The 18,391-nt window shown below is 57.2% G+C and carries 12 protein-coding genes and 1 pseudogene; 4 read left to right on the forward strand and 9 right to left on the reverse strand.

The window, feature by feature from the left end; translation table 11 throughout:
- Positions 1-690 precede the first annotated feature (690 nt).
- Positions 691-1,362, forward strand: a complete 672-nt coding sequence (locus X946_RS36305; RefSeq protein ID WP_235364037.1) for a hypothetical protein — start codon at positions 691-693, stop codon at positions 1,360-1,362.
- Between the two features lie 1,311 nt (positions 1,363-2,673).
- Positions 2,674-3,249, forward strand: coding sequence for a hypothetical protein (locus tag X946_RS34020; RefSeq protein WP_152611732.1), 576 nt, complete (start codon positions 2,674-2,676; stop codon positions 3,247-3,249).
- 49 nt (positions 3,250-3,298) lie between these two features.
- Here the strand turns inward: X946_RS34020 and X946_RS36310 are convergent.
- From X946_RS36310 to X946_RS17345, 5 genes and pseudogenes are all read right to left on the reverse strand, one after another.
- Positions 3,299-3,600 (reverse strand): annotated as a pseudogene (locus X946_RS36310) (hypothetical protein); the annotation flags it as partial.
- A 101-nt stretch (positions 3,601-3,701) separates the two neighbouring features.
- Positions 3,702-3,962, reverse strand: a complete 261-nt coding sequence (locus X946_RS17330; RefSeq protein ID WP_038749884.1) for a PAAR domain-containing protein — start codon at positions 3,960-3,962, stop codon at positions 3,702-3,704.
- Positions 3,963-4,013: 51 nt separating this feature from the next.
- A complete protein-coding gene (locus X946_RS17335; RefSeq protein ID WP_038749887.1) occupies positions 4,014-5,699 on the reverse strand; it encodes a type VI lipase adapter Tla3 domain-containing protein in 1,686 nt (561 codons plus the stop codon).
- Entirely contained in the window at positions 5,696-7,813 is a 2,118-nt protein-coding gene (locus tag X946_RS17340; protein WP_038749890.1) for a T6SS effector phospholipase Tle3 domain-containing protein, read from the reverse strand. Before X946_RS17340 ends, X946_RS17335 begins: the two co-directional genes overlap by 4 nt.
- Positions 7,814-7,833: 20 nt before the next feature.
- Positions 7,834-10,605, reverse strand: coding sequence for a type VI secretion system Vgr family protein (locus tag X946_RS17345; RefSeq protein WP_038749893.1), 2,772 nt, complete (start codon positions 10,603-10,605; stop codon positions 7,834-7,836).
- A gap of 2,095 nt (positions 10,606-12,700) precedes the next feature.
- Here X946_RS17345 and X946_RS17350 point away from each other — a divergent pair.
- Together X946_RS17350 and X946_RS31515 are read left to right on the forward strand one after the other, a co-directional pair.
- Positions 12,701-13,048 carry a helix-turn-helix domain-containing protein gene (locus tag X946_RS17350; RefSeq protein ID WP_038749895.1) on the forward strand — a complete coding sequence of 116 codons (348 nt, stop codon included), beginning with the start codon at positions 12,701-12,703 and terminating at the stop codon, positions 13,046-13,048.
- Between the two features lie 8 nt (positions 13,049-13,056).
- Complete coding sequence (locus X946_RS31515; RefSeq protein ID WP_161788671.1) at positions 13,057-13,914, forward strand: ImmA/IrrE family metallo-endopeptidase; 858 nt, start codon at positions 13,057-13,059, stop codon at positions 13,912-13,914.
- 160 nt (positions 13,915-14,074) lie between these two features.
- Here X946_RS31515 and X946_RS17360 read toward each other — a convergent pair whose 3' ends face one another.
- The 4 genes from X946_RS17360 to X946_RS31520 all read right to left on the reverse strand — a co-directional run bounded on the left by X946_RS17360 (position 14,075) and on the right by X946_RS31520 (position 18,052).
- Positions 14,075-14,980: a plasmid partitioning protein RepB C-terminal domain-containing protein gene (locus tag X946_RS17360; protein WP_038749901.1), complete on the reverse strand. Its 906-nt coding sequence runs from the start codon at positions 14,978-14,980 to the stop codon at positions 14,075-14,077.
- Entirely contained in the window at positions 14,977-15,879 is a 903-nt protein-coding gene (locus tag X946_RS17365; protein ID WP_038749904.1) for a plasmid partitioning protein RepB C-terminal domain-containing protein, read from the reverse strand. The genes X946_RS17360 and X946_RS17365 overlap by 4 nt, the downstream gene beginning before the upstream one ends.
- Positions 15,876-17,489 (reverse strand): recombinase family protein, encoded by a 1,614-nt coding sequence (locus X946_RS17370; protein ID WP_038749905.1) that lies wholly within the window; start codon positions 17,487-17,489, stop codon positions 15,876-15,878. Before X946_RS17370 ends, X946_RS17365 begins: the two co-directional genes overlap by 4 nt.
- Before the next feature lie 119 nt (positions 17,490-17,608).
- Entirely contained in the window at positions 17,609-18,052 is a 444-nt protein-coding gene (locus X946_RS31520) for a hypothetical protein (RefSeq protein ID WP_081989709.1), read from the reverse strand.
- Between the last annotated feature and the right edge of the window lie 339 nt (positions 18,053-18,391).

An 18,391-nucleotide genomic window follows, 5' to 3' on the forward strand; every position in this document is an offset into this window, starting at 1 on the left:
CTGGAAGGTCCGCTCGCGCGTCTATCATCATTGAATACATTGCAATTAATGTATGGGCTCTCGGCTGTCATCCCAGGTTTCGCAAAATCGACTCCCGGCATCCTCGCTGGGCAGCATGATCTTCGAGTTGCAACCAGATACATCCAGCAATGCGCACCAATATTGAACAACTGGCCCAGTGGATTCCGTGCGCTTCTCGGGACCTATTTGGATAGAGAGCCCAGTGAAACCAGTATCCGGCGTCGCTTCAGTCCACTCTATCACGTGCTGTATAGCACCCTTAACGATAGAAGGTACGATTTCCTCAGAAGGGAGTTCGAGTCTCATCTCAACGGGCATTGGTACGGGTCCATCGATGGCAGGCATCGGAGCTTTGATCGAACGCTCGAAGCACATAATGTGGCTGCAGGGAGCGAAATTCGTTCAACGTTACGATGTTCTCGTCAGAAGCTACGACATCTGATCGAAACCGGCTTCCTCGATGGCCGGGTCCTAAAGAGTCCATCTGGCCGAGCATTTCTGGTGGCTCAACGAAGCGATGTGCATAGCGCCGCATCGAGACTGAATAGTTCACTATCATTGAGATCGGCAAGCCTGCAGCTCTGTATCAGCAAGAGAAGACTGCGCCTCCTTCTAGATGTGAATTTGGTATCCCATGATCTGCGTTGCCGGGTCAACCGAGGAAGCTGGATGATTCCACGAGACGAGATAGACAGGTTGTCGAATCTCCCTATAGATGAGGAATACATATTAAATGAGGAAGAAACTTGGACAATGGAACATGTGCTCCGCCACCTTTGTCGCGCCAACGACACTTTCCTTGTCGTGATGAGGGCCGTACTTAGCGGAAAACTACGCTGCGTTGGGCGGGCAGTCGGCATGCGTGGGATTGGCGCATTCCTTGTCGATAAGACCGAAGTGAGATGGGTAATCGCCAACGCCGGCCAACTTCCCACTGAAGGTCTAACCGCGCAAGCCGTCGCACGGCGACTAGCTATCAAGGAAGAGGTGGCCTACCATTTGATTCGTTCCGGCATTCTACGGAGCTTCAAATATAGGCTGAATGGTCGCACGCTGCAGCTCGTATCCGAAGCCAATCTGCATGAATTCGAGGACCGCTACGTCTCGCTCGTATCGATAGCCACGCGACATGCAACGTCCACGAAGACCGCACTATCGTGGCTCAGTAAAAGTGGAGCACATCCTGTCACGGGTCCATCGGTAGATGGTAGCAGACAGTATTTTTTTCTCCGTTCTGACATTTCCGCCGGCCTCTCTACAACCCAAGGTCAATTGTTCGATATCGAACAGCCGAGCATGAGTCCCGAGGAGTGCCACGCACCCGAACGGCGCGCGCAGTGAAGTGGGAAGAGGAGCACGGCACGGTGTCAGCGATTGTTGGCATCCGGCCTCAATCGTGCTCGGCGTAAGTATAACTGGGCTAGAACTCGACCCGAGTTGCAGAGGCTATCGTCGATCCATCGATAGATGGCTGGAGGCACTGCTTTTACCGCCGACCGATATCGAGGCCGGCCTTTCTCCGAAATCGACTCATGTACGACGCCGATTGTTCAACGCCGAATAGCAGTTCGCACCCTCTGCTATAGCACGTATGGCCGCTTTATCATGCGCCCCACCGGTGCTAAGGTTCCTATGTTGCAAAACGACTCTCATGTGTTGGCGAGGTGATATGGATACCGTCGATTCCGATGCCTACGACTGCTTTCACTGCGGACGCCTGTTCCGGACCACCGTGTTCGAGGTGATCCGAGAGAGGGACCGCGTGTACTTCGATACTGACCCACCCAGCGTCGAAGTGCGAGAGTCCGAAGGACTGGAGTGCTATTGCTCGCGTATGTGCCTAGACGCATGCGCGCCTATTGTCATGGCACGTGAAGGGACGCCCATCTCTCCCCCTGGGATTGGCCCGGTAGAAGTCTGCGCGCGTTGCAAAGGCCCTGTCGACATGACGCGCTTCCATCTGACCTATCTTGCAAGCTGCGCAATGTACATAGGTTTCGCAATGCAAACACTTGAAACCGACTACCTAGCTGTTGTCTGCAATCATTGCTCGATCACCATCACGGCACAAGCAACAACCGTTTCCTAGGCCACGACAAACTAGCGAGTAGCCTGTAGTGGCAGCGGACGAGCCATTTTTACCATCCAATCTAAACCCTTTCAATAATAATTACAGAATTTAATTTCTGCACCCTGATCGACGGACCCGAGTCAATTCTGATCCGAAGTTATCGCATCGACGATCGCCTCGAATCTTCGAAGATCCTTCTGAATTTCTATAAATAACGAAACCCTTGCGCGAACGATATGACGAGCACCGCAATGGCGATAAGTAAGCACAGCCCAGCGCTTGTCTTATATGTCTTGCTAGACAGTTTCGTTCGCATTGGCGGTGGGCGCCCCTTAAGTTCCGGCCGAAAAAGCCGTTAAATTGTTTTTTTGTGGGCCACTACGATGATCGGGTTTCTTGGCGCAATGCTAAATGCAAACAAAATTTCCTCAATAACATTCGTTTTTCTTGTTATAACCAGCCTACGCCAATGCAAGGATCTTAGCAAAACTGGAGGGGTTCTACTAGGATTGAGTCTAATCGGAGTTGCTGCATGGACTACATATCAATTGCAGCTTCGATGGCTACCGATTGCTGAAGCGATGGCTGCCGGCAAAGTTACAGTCGAACATCCGCTCACACCTGATGAGCTCAAGGGATTTGAATCACGAGTAAATTTTTTTCTCTGGCTATTGCCATTTGTAACTGCTTCTTTGGGTACAAATATCTTATCTGACGCGCTCCTCCGAGACTTCACGTATCGGGATCAATGGATCTTGAAACGCTTCTTCGGGAGCCTCTTGTCTGGCGAAAGGGTCTTCGGGTCGGGAAAGGTAACTCAACTCAGTTTGGAGTCGAGGCGTACTATTTCAGAAATGGCGCGGCATGATCTGCAGTCCCTGTTAGCGGAGCTTCCTCAGTTCGCGGGTGTCGGAAAGATGGGACGGCTGATCAACATGATGGACGGTTCAACGGTTGCGCCGTATTTGCCTCGCGGCAGCGAGGACGTGTTTACATGCAAGCTGACGGTTTTGTGGAACGCTGGGACCACGCCGGTCGACGTGGATGCTGAGCGATATATGGAAGTGCAGTTTCAATTGGCAGCGACTTTGGGAAGCAACACGGCTTCGCTTCGGCGCAAGGCAAGTGAACTGTATGAGGAGATTCGCGGCTGGTAACCTAACGTACGCTCGTCAATCGAGCGCACTACGAAGAGAGATGGACCGATTAGCCCAAACAACAGGATCCTTGTGTCGAAACCTCAGCCGTCGGTTCGTCCAAAGCAATCGTGTCCGCAATCAGCTGAAACTCGGCAAGGAGATCTGCCTGCTGTGCTTTCAGGTATGCGTTGCCTTCACCGCGCGCAGAACCACTGCGTTTTCGGGGCGATTGGATTCAGCTTCGCGGGCAGCACCACAATGACGGCCGCTGGATGCCTGGTATCGGTCGTGCCAGCAACCAGCGTATTGCCACCCAAATGGGTTGGCGCGACCGTTCGTCGGCGCCACGTCCACCAACGCCGTACCTGCCCACGGACCGTGCTGTGACTGCCAATCAGTTTCGCATCACAAATCAGTTCGTCGCCATCAGACATTGCGGGTTACCGGAAAGCCGGCCGACGCCCGAGTCTTTATATTCGACCCGCATTCCCCGTTGATGTTCGTAGCACCGAACCACAAGTGGTCCGATGCCCATCGAACGCAACAGCGCGGCCGTCGATCTTCACGTTCTCGTCACCTTCAATGATCTCGCACGTACCGAGTCCAGCACGGCACGTACAACGATCACCGACTCGAGCGATGGCGCGTCCAAGAACGTCCGAGTTCTCGGAACCCGTCTCTACCCTACAACCATGGTCCGTTACATCGCCCACCAGAATGACGCCGCGCATGTTCTACCTCGTTCGATCGTGCTTGTCCTCGATATTGGTCACACCAGCATTTCAACCTGCTGACCGGTACTTCAAGGGATCGGGGCCGCGATGCTTGAGATTGGCGGCCTTACTCGCGTCGTTCGGGGGGCTCACCATCACGATGCTGGCCGTGCCGTTGTCCATCACATTGACCGTCGCGCTCGCGCCACCAGCCCGATAACTCCCGATGGTCGCAAGGCAGACCTGGACGAGGGCGGAACTCACGCCCGTATTGCCGATACGGCGACCGATATCGTAGCCTTCTTTGACCTCACTCAGATCGATGCCCTCGGCATTGCCGTGCAGCGCTTGTGACAGCGGAATCGCCCACGTCCGATCCGACGAGGTATCGTAGAACACGCGAGTCGGTTTCGCGCCGTCCGGCAACGTCGCCATCGCCCGTTTCCAGCCTTCCTGCAGTGCCTGCGCCTGCTCGGTACGGCGCATCGGCTTGCCTTCGCTATCGCTCAGCTTGACGGTGACGGGTCGGTGCAGATATCCAAGCAGCGGTGCCTCATCGAATTCCTCGATTTGCCAATTCGTCCACCGAACCGGCAGGTACGTACTGGGCTTGAAGTCGCCTGGTCCTTTGTTGGTGGTTTCTCTCCACAATTCCGGCAGCTTCGAAACCCACCAATCGGTCGTCATGGTCGCAACGCCGGTACCGTTGTTCGGATTGTTGTTGAATTCGTCCTGAAAAATATCATCTTCCTTCCAGTAGTAATTCCACAACTTGACGACGTCGTATTGCGTCTTGTCCTTGTCAATATCGCCTGGCACGTTGACGGCATAGGGGCGTACGAGTTGATCCACGCGGTCTGTACGCGACACCAGCAAAGTCGCCATGCTGTCCGGGACAGGCGGAATAAAGGCGCCGGGAGGATCCGATGGGGTCCCCGGGGTCTTCGCCGCCCACCGATACTGCATGCCGTCTTGCGTCATCACAAGGACGGCCGGTACGTCCGGATGCTGATCGAAGAATTCGAACAGCTGAGAAAGTGCCGGAGCCGCGCTGCTGGTGTTCTTATCGTCTATCCGCAAAAATAGCGTCACGCCAAGCCCAGCATTTTGTCTTGCATCAGCAATTTCAAACGCTGATCGGTATTTCCCGATCGGTCCTTTCGGCGGCCCCAAGATGATCACTGGCAACGGCCAGTGGTCGACTGCTTCGCTGGCGGCATACTTGAACGCCGCCCCCGTGGCCAAAGTTGAAAAGATTTTTCGCTCGTCAGGATTCTCCCCATATCGCTTTGGATCGTCCGACAAGATCGTCGAATAGTTGTCCTTTTTTTCCTCGATCTGCTCCCAAATCCCTTCTTGGCGACGTCCTGCAACTGCCAATCCAATCCCGCGAATTTCCAGCGCATATTTCTGTCCGGTCGCCGCGAGCATCTTCACGCTGCCGGCATTTGCGTAGGGCGACGACACAACCGCATGCGCTGACGACGTGCTTGCCGGAACGGGCGCAGTCGCGTTGGCGCTCGGCGTAGTGCGCATGGCCCAATGTGCAGTGAAGCCAACCGCGACCAGGCCAACGATTGCAAACAGTCCGTTTCGGAGGGTGCTACCCATGTTGGGAACCTCAAGGCCGGTGCTCTCCCAGTGCTGGTAAGAGCCGAATAAGATATAGAACATCCAAGCGAACACGAAGATCGCCAACACAAGCGCATAGGGTAGCAGGCGCGGGCGAGCGGCGGCAGTAAATGTCGGTTTCATTGGCGGTTCTTCCGGCGGTCCCGGTATGTCTCGGCGTCAACCATCTTGGGCGGTTTTGTTGGAACCAGATTGCTAGGAAATTTCCCTTGTGTGTAGTAAAAGTAATTTCCTTTAATCAGGCTCTTTGATGAATCATCCAAGTTTGGGTAATAGGCATTGCTTTCGATCGCATCCATTCCCTTCGGATCAATTTTCCAGTCAGCAATTGCTATCAACAAATTCCGCACATCCGGATCGTCGAGACTCTTGGCCTGTCCAATCGCTACGTCCATCGCCGCGACGCGACGGATGTTGTCGGAGTCACGCAGGATGGCCGAGTGATACGAGTTCTCGTCCCACGCCTTCGCGTCTCTTTTCTCGAGCCGGTTACGAACCTCATTCGGCGTTTCCGCTCGATGGTAGGTCAGCTTGCCGCCATCTGATAACCAGACGGAATCCGTATGATCTTCCGGGTCGGGAGACTGGCTATTGAACCACGCCAAGACTTTCTGATAACCGCCATCGAAAACTTCTTTGGGTACATTGGGCATTGCTACGCTGCGGATATCTTTGGCGTTAGGATTGCCCAGCATCGTGTCGCGGGACACATGGTCAGGCTTGTCGCGTCCTTTGTGGCTCGGATCGCCCTTGATGCCCTCATCGCCGTACAGGTTCGGCTTGTAGGGCGGTACGATAGCTTCGCCGTTGATCCATCGCTTTTCAATATCCTTCGAAATCAGGCCAGCATCATAGGTGCCTTCGTAATGAGCGGGCGTCGCCCCGACCAGTACCGGCTGCCCGTTGTTGATCCCGCTGGTCTTTTTCGTCCAGAGACGCTGGTAGAACCTCAGGTTCTTCAGCTCGTTCATCGCGGGCAGGACCGCTCTGGATTTTTGAATTGGTTTCCAGAAACTGTTTTTCTTGTCGCTCAACCACCCTTCCTCGACCGTATCCGGGACACCGTGCGTGCCGATGCCCTTGATGTTCGGTAGGTCGACCGTCGAATCTTCTGTGCAGAAATACAGATAAACCTTGCCTCGATTGTCCCGTTCCTGAAACGAATGCGTCGAACCGTCCTTGTCGCGTCGGCTCGCCTGGGTAGGGCTCCATCCGTGCCCCGTTCGTCCGTGGTAATTAGGATTCGGCGTGCCCGGTTGTTGTTCTACCTTGAGTTCGTCCAGTTTGGGCGATTGCCACGGACTCCCGGTCACTGCCTTGACGATACTTTTCAAGGTATTGATCTTGCCGCGCGAAGTGTAGGGAGTTGCGCTCGGCTGCGCAATATCGCCCAGTGTCGGTTCATTCACGCCATACGGCGTGTCGACCATGATCACGCAGTCGACGCAGCGCTCCTTGTTATCTTCGACCAGGAACGCTTGCGAAAGCAACGTGATCAGCGTCCCCTGACTATGGGCCATGATCGAAATCGTCTCGTTCGGATCTACCCGGCGGATTTCATGGACCAGCATTGCCAGCCGCTTCGCCGCCAGTACAAAGTAATGCCGGTGCGGACTGTCCGAGCTGTACTGGTAATCGCTCATCCGAGCACTGGCCACCTGATTGGCCGTATTGTCCAGCCAACCTGGATCGAACATGGCCGGAATATTGGTGGTCGCATTGTTGAACATTCCGCCGCCTTTTGCGAAATGTTTGCTCAGACGGTTGCCGTGTTTGTCCTGGTACTGTCCGCGCAAGGTGACCGGATTTTTTTCCCCACCCTTTATCTCGTCGGGACTGGCACGATATCCCCAGTAGAACGGAATGAGCATGCTATGGGTCTTGCCGGGCCCGTCGGTGATTTCCGTGCGTTTGTAGAGGTACGTGTCCGGATCGTATTTCGTTTCCCGCCATTGCGCGAAGTCGGGGTCCTTGCGTGTGTACTTCAACGCTTTCTGAAAAGCCACACCGTACTCGCCGGGCTTCAAGTCGACGCGGCTCAGGCGCTCATTGAGCCCTTCGCACAGACCCTTCTCGATATGGTCATAGTTTCCGCCGGGATCATTCACGCCGTGTAAAAAAATCACGACGCCGGGACGGTCCGCCGGGATTTCGACGTGCTTGTAGTTTCCCCGATTCGAATGCAGGACTCCCGCGCCCTGCGCAATGATGTGCTCTGGCTTCTTGTCGTCAGCCATGTTTGTTCCCCGCCCGCTGATCAGAGTGTCGGTTTCAGAATATCGATCTTGGCAATCCGTGCCATGTCGTCTTTGAGCAGGTTCGTTAACCCGTTCGCGTCGCTCTTGCCTTCGACAACACGTCCGTCGTCCAGTGAAATTCGGTATGAGCGATTGGCCGCAATGGCCGGCGTTTCGTCCGTGTGCCCTGGAAAGTGCAATCGGAACTGCTGGTCGGTCGGAGCGCGGCTGAACGGGGTTGGACTGGCCTGTTGCGTCGAGGGGCCGCCCCACTGGTGCGATGCTGACAGCAGTTTGATACTGCCGTTCGTGCCGATCGTCACGCCGTTACCGATTTCAATGTAGCTGCCGTCCTCGGCTACGAGACGAACCGTCTTGGCAGTCGCGATGAGTTGGCCCTCGTTGCTCGTCAGCTTGATATCTTTCTGTGCATTCGCCATCAGCGTGTCAGCCTGCGCTTGCAGTAGCAGCGGCCCTTCGCCCGCGACAGCTTTGAGCCCCTCGCCGCGCGCGAACAGATTCATTCCCTGACCCGCCGTCGCATTCAGGCGCTGGCCGCTCGTCATCTGGACATGCTGTTGCGCGACCTGGTCGATGTTCTCGCCCGCATAGGCAACGTGCGACTTCGGGGTGACGTTTACTGTTCCGGCTTCCGCGCCCAGGACGATCACGCCCGAAGCCTGCGCCACCGCTCCGTCATTCGTCGTGGAGTTCCAGTTCTTCACTGTGGCGGCAAGCTGGTTTTGCGGCTGCGTATCGCTGGCGAGTCCGCCGTGCTGACCGGCATAGTCGCCAAGCGATTTGAACAACTCGGTGCACTCGCCGAGCAGCCGCAGCAGCTCTTCGCGGTCAAGCTGGCCGCCGCTCGCTTGCGAGCGCGCGTAGGTCGTCAGCAGGATCCCCTGCGCGGCGCGCAGCGCGGCCGCCGCGTCGGTGCGCAGCTCGGCCCCCTCGCCGCGATCCTGACCGCGGCCGTCTTGGCGGGGCTGCGTCAGATACCCGAGATTCAATTGGGAATGCGCATGTTCGCTCGCCAACTGCGCGGAAATTTGTGATGGCGTATCGTCGAGACGCAACTGGTTATACCGGCGGCCCTTAATTTCCTTGGTCTTGATCCCCGACACGTAGCGGTTGCCGGGCAAGTTGCCGACGTGGGTGAAAGCTGCCGGCGGATTCGCGCCGTTGCTCAGCACATTGATGATGATCAACCGGTCCGGGTCACCGCCGAGGCTACCGATCAAGACCTCCATGCCGACGCGTGGCAGGAACAGGGCGCCGAAGCTCCCGCCTGCCAGGCTCGCCCCGACACGAATCGGCGCGCTGTCACCGGCGTTGTCGTTGGTGCCGGCGCCCTGGGCGTGCGCGTGGTCCGCCGGGTCGAGACCGTGGATCCGCACACGCACCCGGCCGTCGGCATCGCAGAACACTTCCTCGCCCTCCTGGCCGACGATCGTGCCGGTCAGCAAGTGCACGGGCGGCAGATCGATCCTCGGATCGTACGCCGGCGTAAGCGGCACGCCGCGGCGCACGCAGGTGAAATGGTTCTCGTAGCGCGTATCAGCTTCGGTCGTCGCCGCCGGCTGATGGGTCGGTGACGGATAGACGAGGTGTCGGCTCGCCGCGAACAGCGCCTGTACGCGCTCGGTCAGCCCCTTCGGCAGGTTGTTCCAGACATCGTGCTCGATCGACGTGATCATGAACTGCCGCTGGTCGGTCGGCTGCATGTCCCATTCCGGGTCGCCGGTCAGCGTGATCCACGCGCCGACGGCCAGATCGCGCACGCTACTCACGCCGTCGTAGCGCTCGGCCTCGAACTGATGCGCGAGCATCCGGGCACGCGTGAGGCGCTCGTGATCGTTCCACGAGTCGCCCGCATGCGGGATGTCGATCGCGATGTCGGTCAGCAGTTGCGCCAGGTCGTTGCCGGCTTCGCCCTGATCGACGCTCGTCGCGACCACTGACTCATCGATGCGCGCCTTCTTGTAGTCCCAGGATGGGCGGCCGGCCTTGCCGGGCGTCAGTTGCTGGTGCAGCGCGAACAGCGTAACTGTGTCGCGTTCTTCGGTGCCGGCATCGCGCGGATGCAGGCGCACGGTGCCAGCCGGTGCTTCAGGCAGGGAAGTCGGGTCATCGCAGCATACGAGCGTATGCACGGGCGTGTCGTCGTGAATATTGCGTGCACCTGTGGCCGGGCCGGATTTGGCGAACACGGTAATGCCTTCACGGCGTAGCAGGCGGCGCACAAACTTCGCGTCCGATTCGTTAACCTGCCGGGTCAATTCGCGCGCCGGATACCGGTCGCGACTCAGATGAGACAAGTCGAATTCGAAGGCGGCCGCCAGCGCAGAGCTGCGCTGACGCCATTCATTGAACAGCGTCGCGAGGATGTCGATGACGCTGCTCTGGCGGAACACGCGCGAGTTGGTACGCTTGTCCATCAACGACAGGGCATCGCATACCGTGAGCTGGTACACGCACAGCTCGCCGTCGCTCTGGCCGATCTGCACGTCTTGAATGATCGCGTTGACGAAGTGCAACTGGCCGCGGTCGGTAACGAGCCGCAGCGAGACGGGAACCCCAAGGAATAGCCGTGGCGATAGATTGTGACGGGGCGACACGCAGGTCAGATGGCCGTGGATGCCGGTCATCAGCCCTTCGTGTACGCGCGCGTGCTGCAGCGCGAGCAGGTTCCCCAACGCGCCTTGTGCCTTGCCGAAATTCAATGCGACCGGCCGACGGTTCCAGTCGACCGCCCCCGATGCGAAGCTGCTGAGTGTTTCGCTGATACTCACTTCGACCCTCTCTCTTTTTCTTCAAATCCTGCCATCTACGACGTCGTGTACTGACCCGCGTCCGCGCCTTACGTCAAGCAATCGTCGCTCGCGGCACGATGTGCCAGCACCCCCGCCTCGGGGCCGTGCAGCACCAACGGCTCAGCGTCGCCGGCCTGAATGACGATCGGCACAACTGTATCGAGCACGACCATTGCCCGTTGCGAGATCGTTTCTGCCGCAACAGGTTTGGCAAACCATCCGAGTACGATCTGCAGCGTGTCTCGTCAAGCAAACAGGCTAGCGCGTTCCTGCAGCCAGTCGAGCACGGCCCAAGTGCCAGCATCGATCGCGGTCACAGTTCCGGGCCGGGCCGCTGTGCAGCCTGATCCCGAGCCATCAGGATCAAAATGGTCATCCCGGTACGCGACAAGCCAGTGCTCATGTGCGAGCCAGATCACATGAAGCGCGATCAACCGCTATCGGAACAGGCTCGAAAAACTGTCGGCGGGCGGTTCGAACACGCCCCAGCCTCCACGGCGTTCGGTTCCGGTTTCCGCAGGAACAGCAAACCCAGCAACGCATCGAATGGTGCCAGAAAACAACGGACCACCGGTGCAAACCGAGAGGAATCAGCTAGGACCGACACAACATCGACGCGCGTTGACACCGTCAGGACAAGCACAGGTGGCTCTTAATCCAGCAGCGGCGTTATCGAGTGGGGGGCCGCGGAAGTCATCGATGCATCGCGGAATTCGGCCATTAGATCATATGATGATTCAATTTAGCTATTCTAGGCGTCTTGATCGAGACAAAGCATCAGCAATTGTCAAATCAACGCTCCTTGGTACTTGAAAGTGCCCGCCATCGCGGTGGGCCTTTTCCTCTTTGGTCCGATGGGAGCTCGGTATAATCGATCAAAATTGGCCCGTGCATCGCAAATCGCAATCAGCCGAAGATGCCGTCGACATAAGCTACGCTACCGAAGCATCTAACGCAGACGAGCTAACCGGAGGAAATATGTCCCGGTGATCCGGGGGACACGAGCCATTGCGCAAGAAATTCACAATCGCAGATGGTGGCTGCCGCAACCCGCCGCGCATATGCAAAGTGAACAGCACCGCCTCCCTGATTTGGCTTAGCGCTCGATCGGCATCCCAACAACACTTTCCATAGAGCTTGGTATACCTCTCGCAGCCGCAATGCTCATCCTCCCGCAATTCCAATATGCGCTCATATGGATAACGGACTGATTGATAGCCGGGCCAACGCCCGAAGGTCCTCAGATGAAGTTGCCGGACTGCCCATATGGAATATAAGTCGAGCAGTCCAACGAGCGGGCTCCAAACCGTCCAAGTGCCATCAGTCGGCTCAAATGCGCATATGGAGCCGTCTGGAAAGTTCGTATGACGAGGCCCTATCCATTCGTATCCAACGACTTCGGTCGCCCAGAATCCCCATCCTCGAACAAGGCCAGACGTAAACTGTATCGCAATAACAAAAATCGCTCTTTGTGAGAACCCCGGCAACAATGAACTCTCAACGACCAACCACATGCCCTCGTCGTCGAGCCAGTACCGCGTGCCGGGGTAGGCCTCTTCAATCGCGGCTAGCTCATGCTCGAACTTTTTGCGAAGCTCTGCGACGACGAGCGATGCGGCGGAACGTGGCGTCCCGGGTTCGGATTGTGACCATGATGCTCCGGCGAATGATGTTCCGTGTCGCTCGGATTCCGTTGCCCTTGGTCGTGCTTTTGCTCCCTCTTTTCCTGGTCTGACATGCTTCGACTCCTGGCCCAGGATTTGCGAAGAAACGATGGGCTCCCTGGGCACCACGACCCCACCATTCCTTACAACCGGATATACGCCCGAATCCAGTAACTCCCCGATTCGACGCAATTCGTTCCGCACCGCATCATGCATAACGCTCCCCTTTACTGGAGGCGACCCAGCCGACCAGGCGCAGAGCAGACAAGGTTGACACTTCACGAAAGCCTGACCGGAAGCCCCAAATCTGCGGCCTCCGTGCTAAACTTAACTTGTCGACTTTGCCAAGTTCGACCTTACTATATCGGTCATATCCGACTTCGTCAACATAGACTTTACGTTTTCGACAAATGCAAGATTCCAGCCGCAAGCTGTTCGCACAGCGTTTGCGTCATGTTCGGGAAGAAGTTCGCAAGCTCACCCAAGCCGATCTCGGGCGCTTGTGCAACTTGCCCGCGACTTCCGTTTCGCACTTCGAGAAGGAGGACGGGACAAGAAAGCCATCTTTCGACAACCTGCGAGCGTTGGCGAAGGCGCTCGATGTCACGACTGACTACCTACTCGGAAGAACGGAGGACATGCATGGAAATACGGCGCTTGACGAGAAGCTCTATCGCGACGTGAAATCACTGAGCGAGACTGACAGAATCATTGCTGAAAACCTGATCAAACAACTAGCGGAGCGCAATCGCTCATAGGAGTGGTCGTGATCGAGAAAAAGCTACGGGATGCTGAGCAAGTCGCCGAAAAAATTGTTCGCGATGAAGGTCTAACACTGCCGATTGATGTGTTATCACTTGCTGCAGCCAGAGAAATTCACGTAGTTGCCAAACCACCCAGTACTCAGGGCGTATCAGGCATGCTCATTCGCTCGGGAGAGCAATTTGCAATCGCCTACGCTACACACATTAAGAGCGAAGGTTTTCAGCGTTTCAGCATCGCTCACGAACTCGGTCACTATTTCCTTGCAGGACATTCAGAAGCAGTTTTCCGCGGAGGCGATATTCACGAATCCCGAGCTGGATTCGCCTCATCCGATCAGTACGAACTGGAGGCGGATCACTTTGCTGCCGGGCTCCTAATGCCAAGTCATCTCTTTGATGCTGCAGCCGGTCGATACTCTGATGGCATGGACGCTGTAAAAGGGTTAGCTGCCGACTGTAAGACGTCATTGACCGCGTCTGCCATCCGATACACGCAGTTTGCCGAAGCAGCGGTCGCAATCGTCGTGAGTCATGGTTCGACGGTCGACTACTGTTTTGCGTCGCCAGCCATGTGGGGAATAAAAGGTTACCTCCACCTCAAAAAGGGCGGAGTCCTACCTCGAGACTCGTTGACGCGCGACTTCAACCAAGACAAGAGGAACGTCGAGTCTGCAGCCGAAGAGTGCGACGATTCTGAACTGAATCTCTGGTTCCACACCGACGACGAGATTGCAGCTTCCGAGGAGGTGATCGGCCTCGGAGACTATGGAAAGACGCTAACTGTCATCACGGCCGAGATTCCCGACCACGATAAACATGTCGCCGAGCGTGGCTGGCATCAACCGCGCTTTAAATACTGATGTGCGGTGACACCAACCACCACCACTGTGCAGCTTTTCAACTCACCGATCGATAAACGCTTTCGTACATGCATCAACCGGTGAAATCAGCGGTTCGATGGGCCACTTCAGCGCACGACGTCTGATGTATTGTCGCTGGCAGGGACCCGACCGACGACGATCACGATGCCGACGCTTCGACCGCTGGCTGGTCCAGGGCTATCGTATCTACGATGGCCTGAAACTCAACAAGCAAGTCTGCCTGTTGCGCTTGCAAGTACCAGCGCGCTGATTCGTTCTCGAGCAACCTCGCAAGATAGCCCTTCGCGAGAACCAAGTTGAGCACGTCCTGTCCGTAGGTCTGCTCCACCAACTTATACTGCCCCTGGAGATTACTCATCTCCCGTTCCATCTTCGCCATCTGCTCGGGACTCACGCCGGTCAGCTTCCTGGGTTTCTTTCCTTCGACTAACCGAGAGGCCGGTGTCGCAACGAGCAGCGCTTCGGCATATGACACCGACAGGTTGTTCGCTGCAGCCATCAGCTCGACACACTCGACCTGCCGTGTGGGCTTCATCTTGCGTAGAGCGCGAACCAGCTCCGGCGAAAACTGCCGGTCCTTCAGCAACTCGGCCGCTTCAGCGCAAATTCCGTCCAGCAACGCCATCCTCTTGAGTATCTGCGACACATCTACCGAAAGCGCTTTCGCCAGGCGCTCTGGGGACACGCCTCTTTCGACGGCCCGACGAATCATGAAGTGCTCCTGGATGGTCGACAGGCGATTGACACGATTGTTATATGTGTAGCTCTCGTCGTCCGTGGCAACCAGGCAGGAAGCGGTGCTGAACTGGAGATCCTGCAACGCGATCAGCCTCAGATGTCCATCGAGCAGCACATGGTTGCCCGACGCCTGGTCGACTGGCGTGACCGACAGCGGCTCGATCAGGCCCACTTCTTCAATGGAACTTCGGATCTGCTTGAACTTGCGTGATGCAATCATGCCGACAGGTGTGCGCCTCGATGGCAGGATGCTAGTAATCGGAACAGACAATGGTTCCGGGATGAACCCGAGTGCTACGCCGGTCATGTTGAACTCCCGCTCGGCCACACACGTTCCGCCAGATACTTCGGCAATGTCGCGAGCCCCTCAGCGCGCAGCAGGTTGATGAAATTCTCGTCGGTGAACAACTGCCTTAGTGCGCCTACAACGAATAGCAATCGCTGCTGCGTAAATTCGGCCTTTCTCACCATGGCCTTTTGTCGATCGACTTCGTGCTGATAGGTGCGAACTAAACTGGACGTTGTCACGTCGGACACCTTGCGCGTCATGTTCCGATTTGCCGTACGACCGAGTGCTTTCCGACGTTCGATTAGGCGCCGGGCATCCATCAACTGGCGACCGCGCAGTTTGCCTGACTCATACGCCTCCTGAAGGGCAACCTGAATCGCCTCATCGTCATCGCCAGCGCCGACGATCGAGAGGGCAGCATTGAGCGGAATTCGTCCTTTCTCCACTGCGATGACGAGCCGCTCTTCCCCCTGATGCAGCAGCGTCAGGATCCCCTGTACGTACTGCTGCGTGAGTCCAGTCTTCTCGGCGATGGCTTTTGGCGGATAGCCACGCTCCTGCAGTTCGCGGATGCCGGCGAGTAACTCGAGCGGCCGGCACTGCCGGCGCGCGATGTTCTCCGTCAGGCTCATAATGAATGCATCCTCGTCGCTAACTGTTACGACGAGTGCCGGGATCGTTGTTTCGCCAAGCGATCGGAATGCCTTCAGCCGTCCTTCGCCACACACGAGGAGAAATTTCTCGATTCCACTGGCGGTGGCCCGTGGCGTGACTAGGATTGGCTTCTTCAGGCCGATCGTCTTGATGTTACTGACGATCTCCTCGAAGACGCGACCGTTCCGCTCGCGCGGATTGATCACTTCGATCTGGTCGATGGGGATCATTCGAACCTCACCGGCTTGAACTCGCTGATTCATGCTGCTCTCCTCAGCCGAGCACGCTGCGCCATACCGTATAGGTAGTCGAGCGTGTCGAAGCGATAGCTCTCGAACTCGATCGGATTTTGATCTGCGAGCTGGATGCGGGGTTGACCAAAATCGAGCCGCGGCAAAAGGTAATAGTCGAGCGCCGCCGCATTGCTGCGATCTAGCCGGACCGCCACCGTGATGTCCGGAAGCAGGCTCGTGTCGAACCGCACCTTCCAGCGATTGCGGCCGGTATCGTGCGCCTGGCAGCGCGACAGTACGATGCAGGCGGTGAACTCACTGTTCACGGTTAGCAGATCCGTCGCAGGATCACGCGACACGGACCCGCCGAGATCCGCGATCTTCTTCTCCGTCTCGGCAACGATCTCGGGATGCAGTTGCCGGAGGAAGCGATTCGTTTCGATATAGCGGTAGTCACGCCCAGGCGTAAATCCAACAGTTTGATACGCGCGGATCAGACTGCCGAAGTGATACACATAAACCGAGGTGGACGGCATGCCTTCCGTTTCGTCGATCACGACGCCCGATAGGAAACCTCGGCTTCGGTACAGGTTGCGCAGGCGCTCGATGAGCTCCTCATCCGAATAGCGCCGGGCGCGCGCCCGCATGATGCCCTGCGCCGTATAGAACGTCTCGCTCGGCACGATGGATTCGAACGCACCCTCCTTGCGTATCCACATCTCCGGCGGATTGGTGACCCGTGATTTCTTCAGCTTGAACGACACGCGGTTGTAGACGTTGTTGCCGATGTACTTCTCGTTGGTCAGCACCTCCCGAATGGTTGCCCGAGTCCAGGGTCGCCCGAGGTCCGTCTGAACGTTCATGCCGTTCAGGCGAGCGGCGATCTCGTACTCGTTGAGTGACTCGTCGATGAACCAGTTGTAGATGAGGTTGACGGTCCGAACCTCATTGTCCGGGCCAGGCATCAGGATGACGCGGTCCGTCTGCAGGCACTTGTGTTCGCCGCGTTGCAGTTCCCCCTTCATGAGGCCATGTTGGTCGACGAGGATCCGGCGCAATCCGAAGCCCGCTGGGCCGCCTTGCCGGAAACCCAGCTCGATCAACCGGCACTGCCCGGCGAAGACCTTCGCCGACAGCTCGCGGCTGTACTCGCCGGCCATCGCGCGTTTCACACCTTTGACGATCGTCGAAACTGGCGAGCCGTCGTTCTCGAACTGTTCGGCGCAATATGCGACCTGAATGCCGGCGCGCCGACAGATGTACTCGTAGTAGGCGCTCTCGTCTGCATCCTGGAATCGTCCCCAACGGCTCACGTCGTAGACGAGGATCACCTGGAAATCGGCCCTGCCGGTTTCCACGTCCCGGATCAGTTGCTGCAGCGCCTGGCGCCCATCGATGCGCAAACCGCTCTTACCCTCGTCGGCGTAGGTCCGCACGATCTCGAGGTCGCGACGCGCGGCGTAGTCGCGAATACGGTCACGCTGATTCTCCGTCGAGTACTGCTGGTGCTCGGTCGACATCCGGACGTATTCGGCGGCCCGCATCCTGCAAGCCTGCTCGACAAAGGATTCGCATGTGCAATCGAGGTCCACGATCCAGCTCCAACCAGCAACCGCTCCTCGCTGCGCCGTCCCTAGCATCAACCACGGGGACTCGTATCGGCGAACGCGTCGCTGCGTACAACGACGGCTAATGCGAGCGAGTACACAGGCAAGGTAGCAGGCGATAGACCATTGTCGAACACGTCATCTCTTTGCAATCAAGCCGGCACGGGCTTCGGTTCAGATAGCACGGCGATGTGCACTGTCCACGCGTTCATCTTTGCAACGCTGGCTTCAACCGCATCGCGCAGAATGTAGAAGCCGGATGCGAGCGGTCGGCAGGCGGACCATACGTCCATGTTTGCAACGGGACTAGCGATGCGCCGCGCATTTCGTTGCCTCTGCATCGCGCAATTGCGATCGCGATAGACCGGATGCGTCTCGCGGTACTGCCGCCAATAGTCGGGATGTCGGGCCCGCCAGCCTGCTTGCGCACGCGTCTGGTTCTCGCGGTAGTCGGGATCGGCTCGCAAGCGCTCGTGCTGCCATGCGCGCCTCCTGGCACGCTGGCACGCCTTGGCCGAGCAGAAGCGTTGATGCGGGACGTTTAAGAGCGGGGTGAAGGGTGCGCCGCACGCAGCGCAGATCCGATCCGATTTCATGGCGGGCTCCACATGAATTTCGCTAGGAGGCGTCGGGCGCGGTAAGGCTTCAACGGCTCGTCTCGGAGCCTTGCTCCGCGGGCCTCGACGACCCACCCTCAAGAATTTTCACGTTTTGTGGCACGCCTGCCCAGTTTTTTCACTACTCGTGAGACAGGGCCTCGATGATCGCGTTAGATTTAGTGAAAAATTCCAATAAAATCAATGGTGCGATTTTCACTAACTACTACCTTCTACAGTTGTAGCGGGAGCCATAACCTGAGATTTTGGTACGCATCCACTGAGACATTTATGGGTGGATGCGCTCCGATAGCTCAGATAGCGGCACCCAATTGATGT

Origin of the sequence: Burkholderia sp. ABCPW 111, assembly GCF_000773065.1 — a bacterium.
Lineage (GTDB): Bacteria > Pseudomonadota > Gammaproteobacteria > Burkholderiales > Burkholderiaceae > Burkholderia > Burkholderia savannae.

Excerpts from the sequence above, each read along its gene's own strand:
- X946_RS17350 (WP_038749895.1), top strand. The coding sequence starts at position 12,701 with ATGCAAGATTCCAGCCGCAAGCTGTTCGCACAGCGTTTGCGTCATGTT.
- X946_RS31520 (WP_081989709.1), bottom strand. The coding sequence starts at position 18,052 with ATGAAATCGGATCGGATCTGCGCTGCGTGCGGCGCACCCTTCACCCCG.
- X946_RS17340 (WP_038749890.1), bottom strand. The coding sequence starts at position 7,813 with ATGGCTGACGACAAGAAGCCAGAGCACATCATTGCGCAGGGCGCGGGA.
- X946_RS17330 (WP_038749884.1), bottom strand. The coding sequence starts at position 3,962 with ATGCGCGGCGTCATTCTGGTGGGCGATGTAACGGACCATGGTTGTAGG.
- X946_RS17360 (WP_038749901.1), bottom strand. The coding sequence starts at position 14,980 with ATGACCGGCGTAGCACTCGGGTTCATCCCGGAACCATTGTCTGTTCCG.
- X946_RS17365 (WP_038749904.1), bottom strand. The coding sequence starts at position 15,879 with ATGAATCAGCGAGTTCAAGCCGGTGAGGTTCGAATGATCCCCATCGAC.
- X946_RS34020 (WP_152611732.1), top strand. The coding sequence starts at position 2,674 with ATGGCTGCCGGCAAAGTTACAGTCGAACATCCGCTCACACCTGATGAG.
- X946_RS36305 (WP_235364037.1), top strand. The coding sequence starts at position 691 with ATGATTCCACGAGACGAGATAGACAGGTTGTCGAATCTCCCTATAGAT.
- X946_RS17335 (WP_038749887.1), bottom strand. The coding sequence starts at position 5,699 with ATGAAACCGACATTTACTGCCGCCGCTCGCCCGCGCCTGCTACCCTAT.
- X946_RS17370 (WP_038749905.1), bottom strand. The coding sequence starts at position 17,489 with ATGCTAGGGACGGCGCAGCGAGGAGCGGTTGCTGGTTGGAGCTGGATC.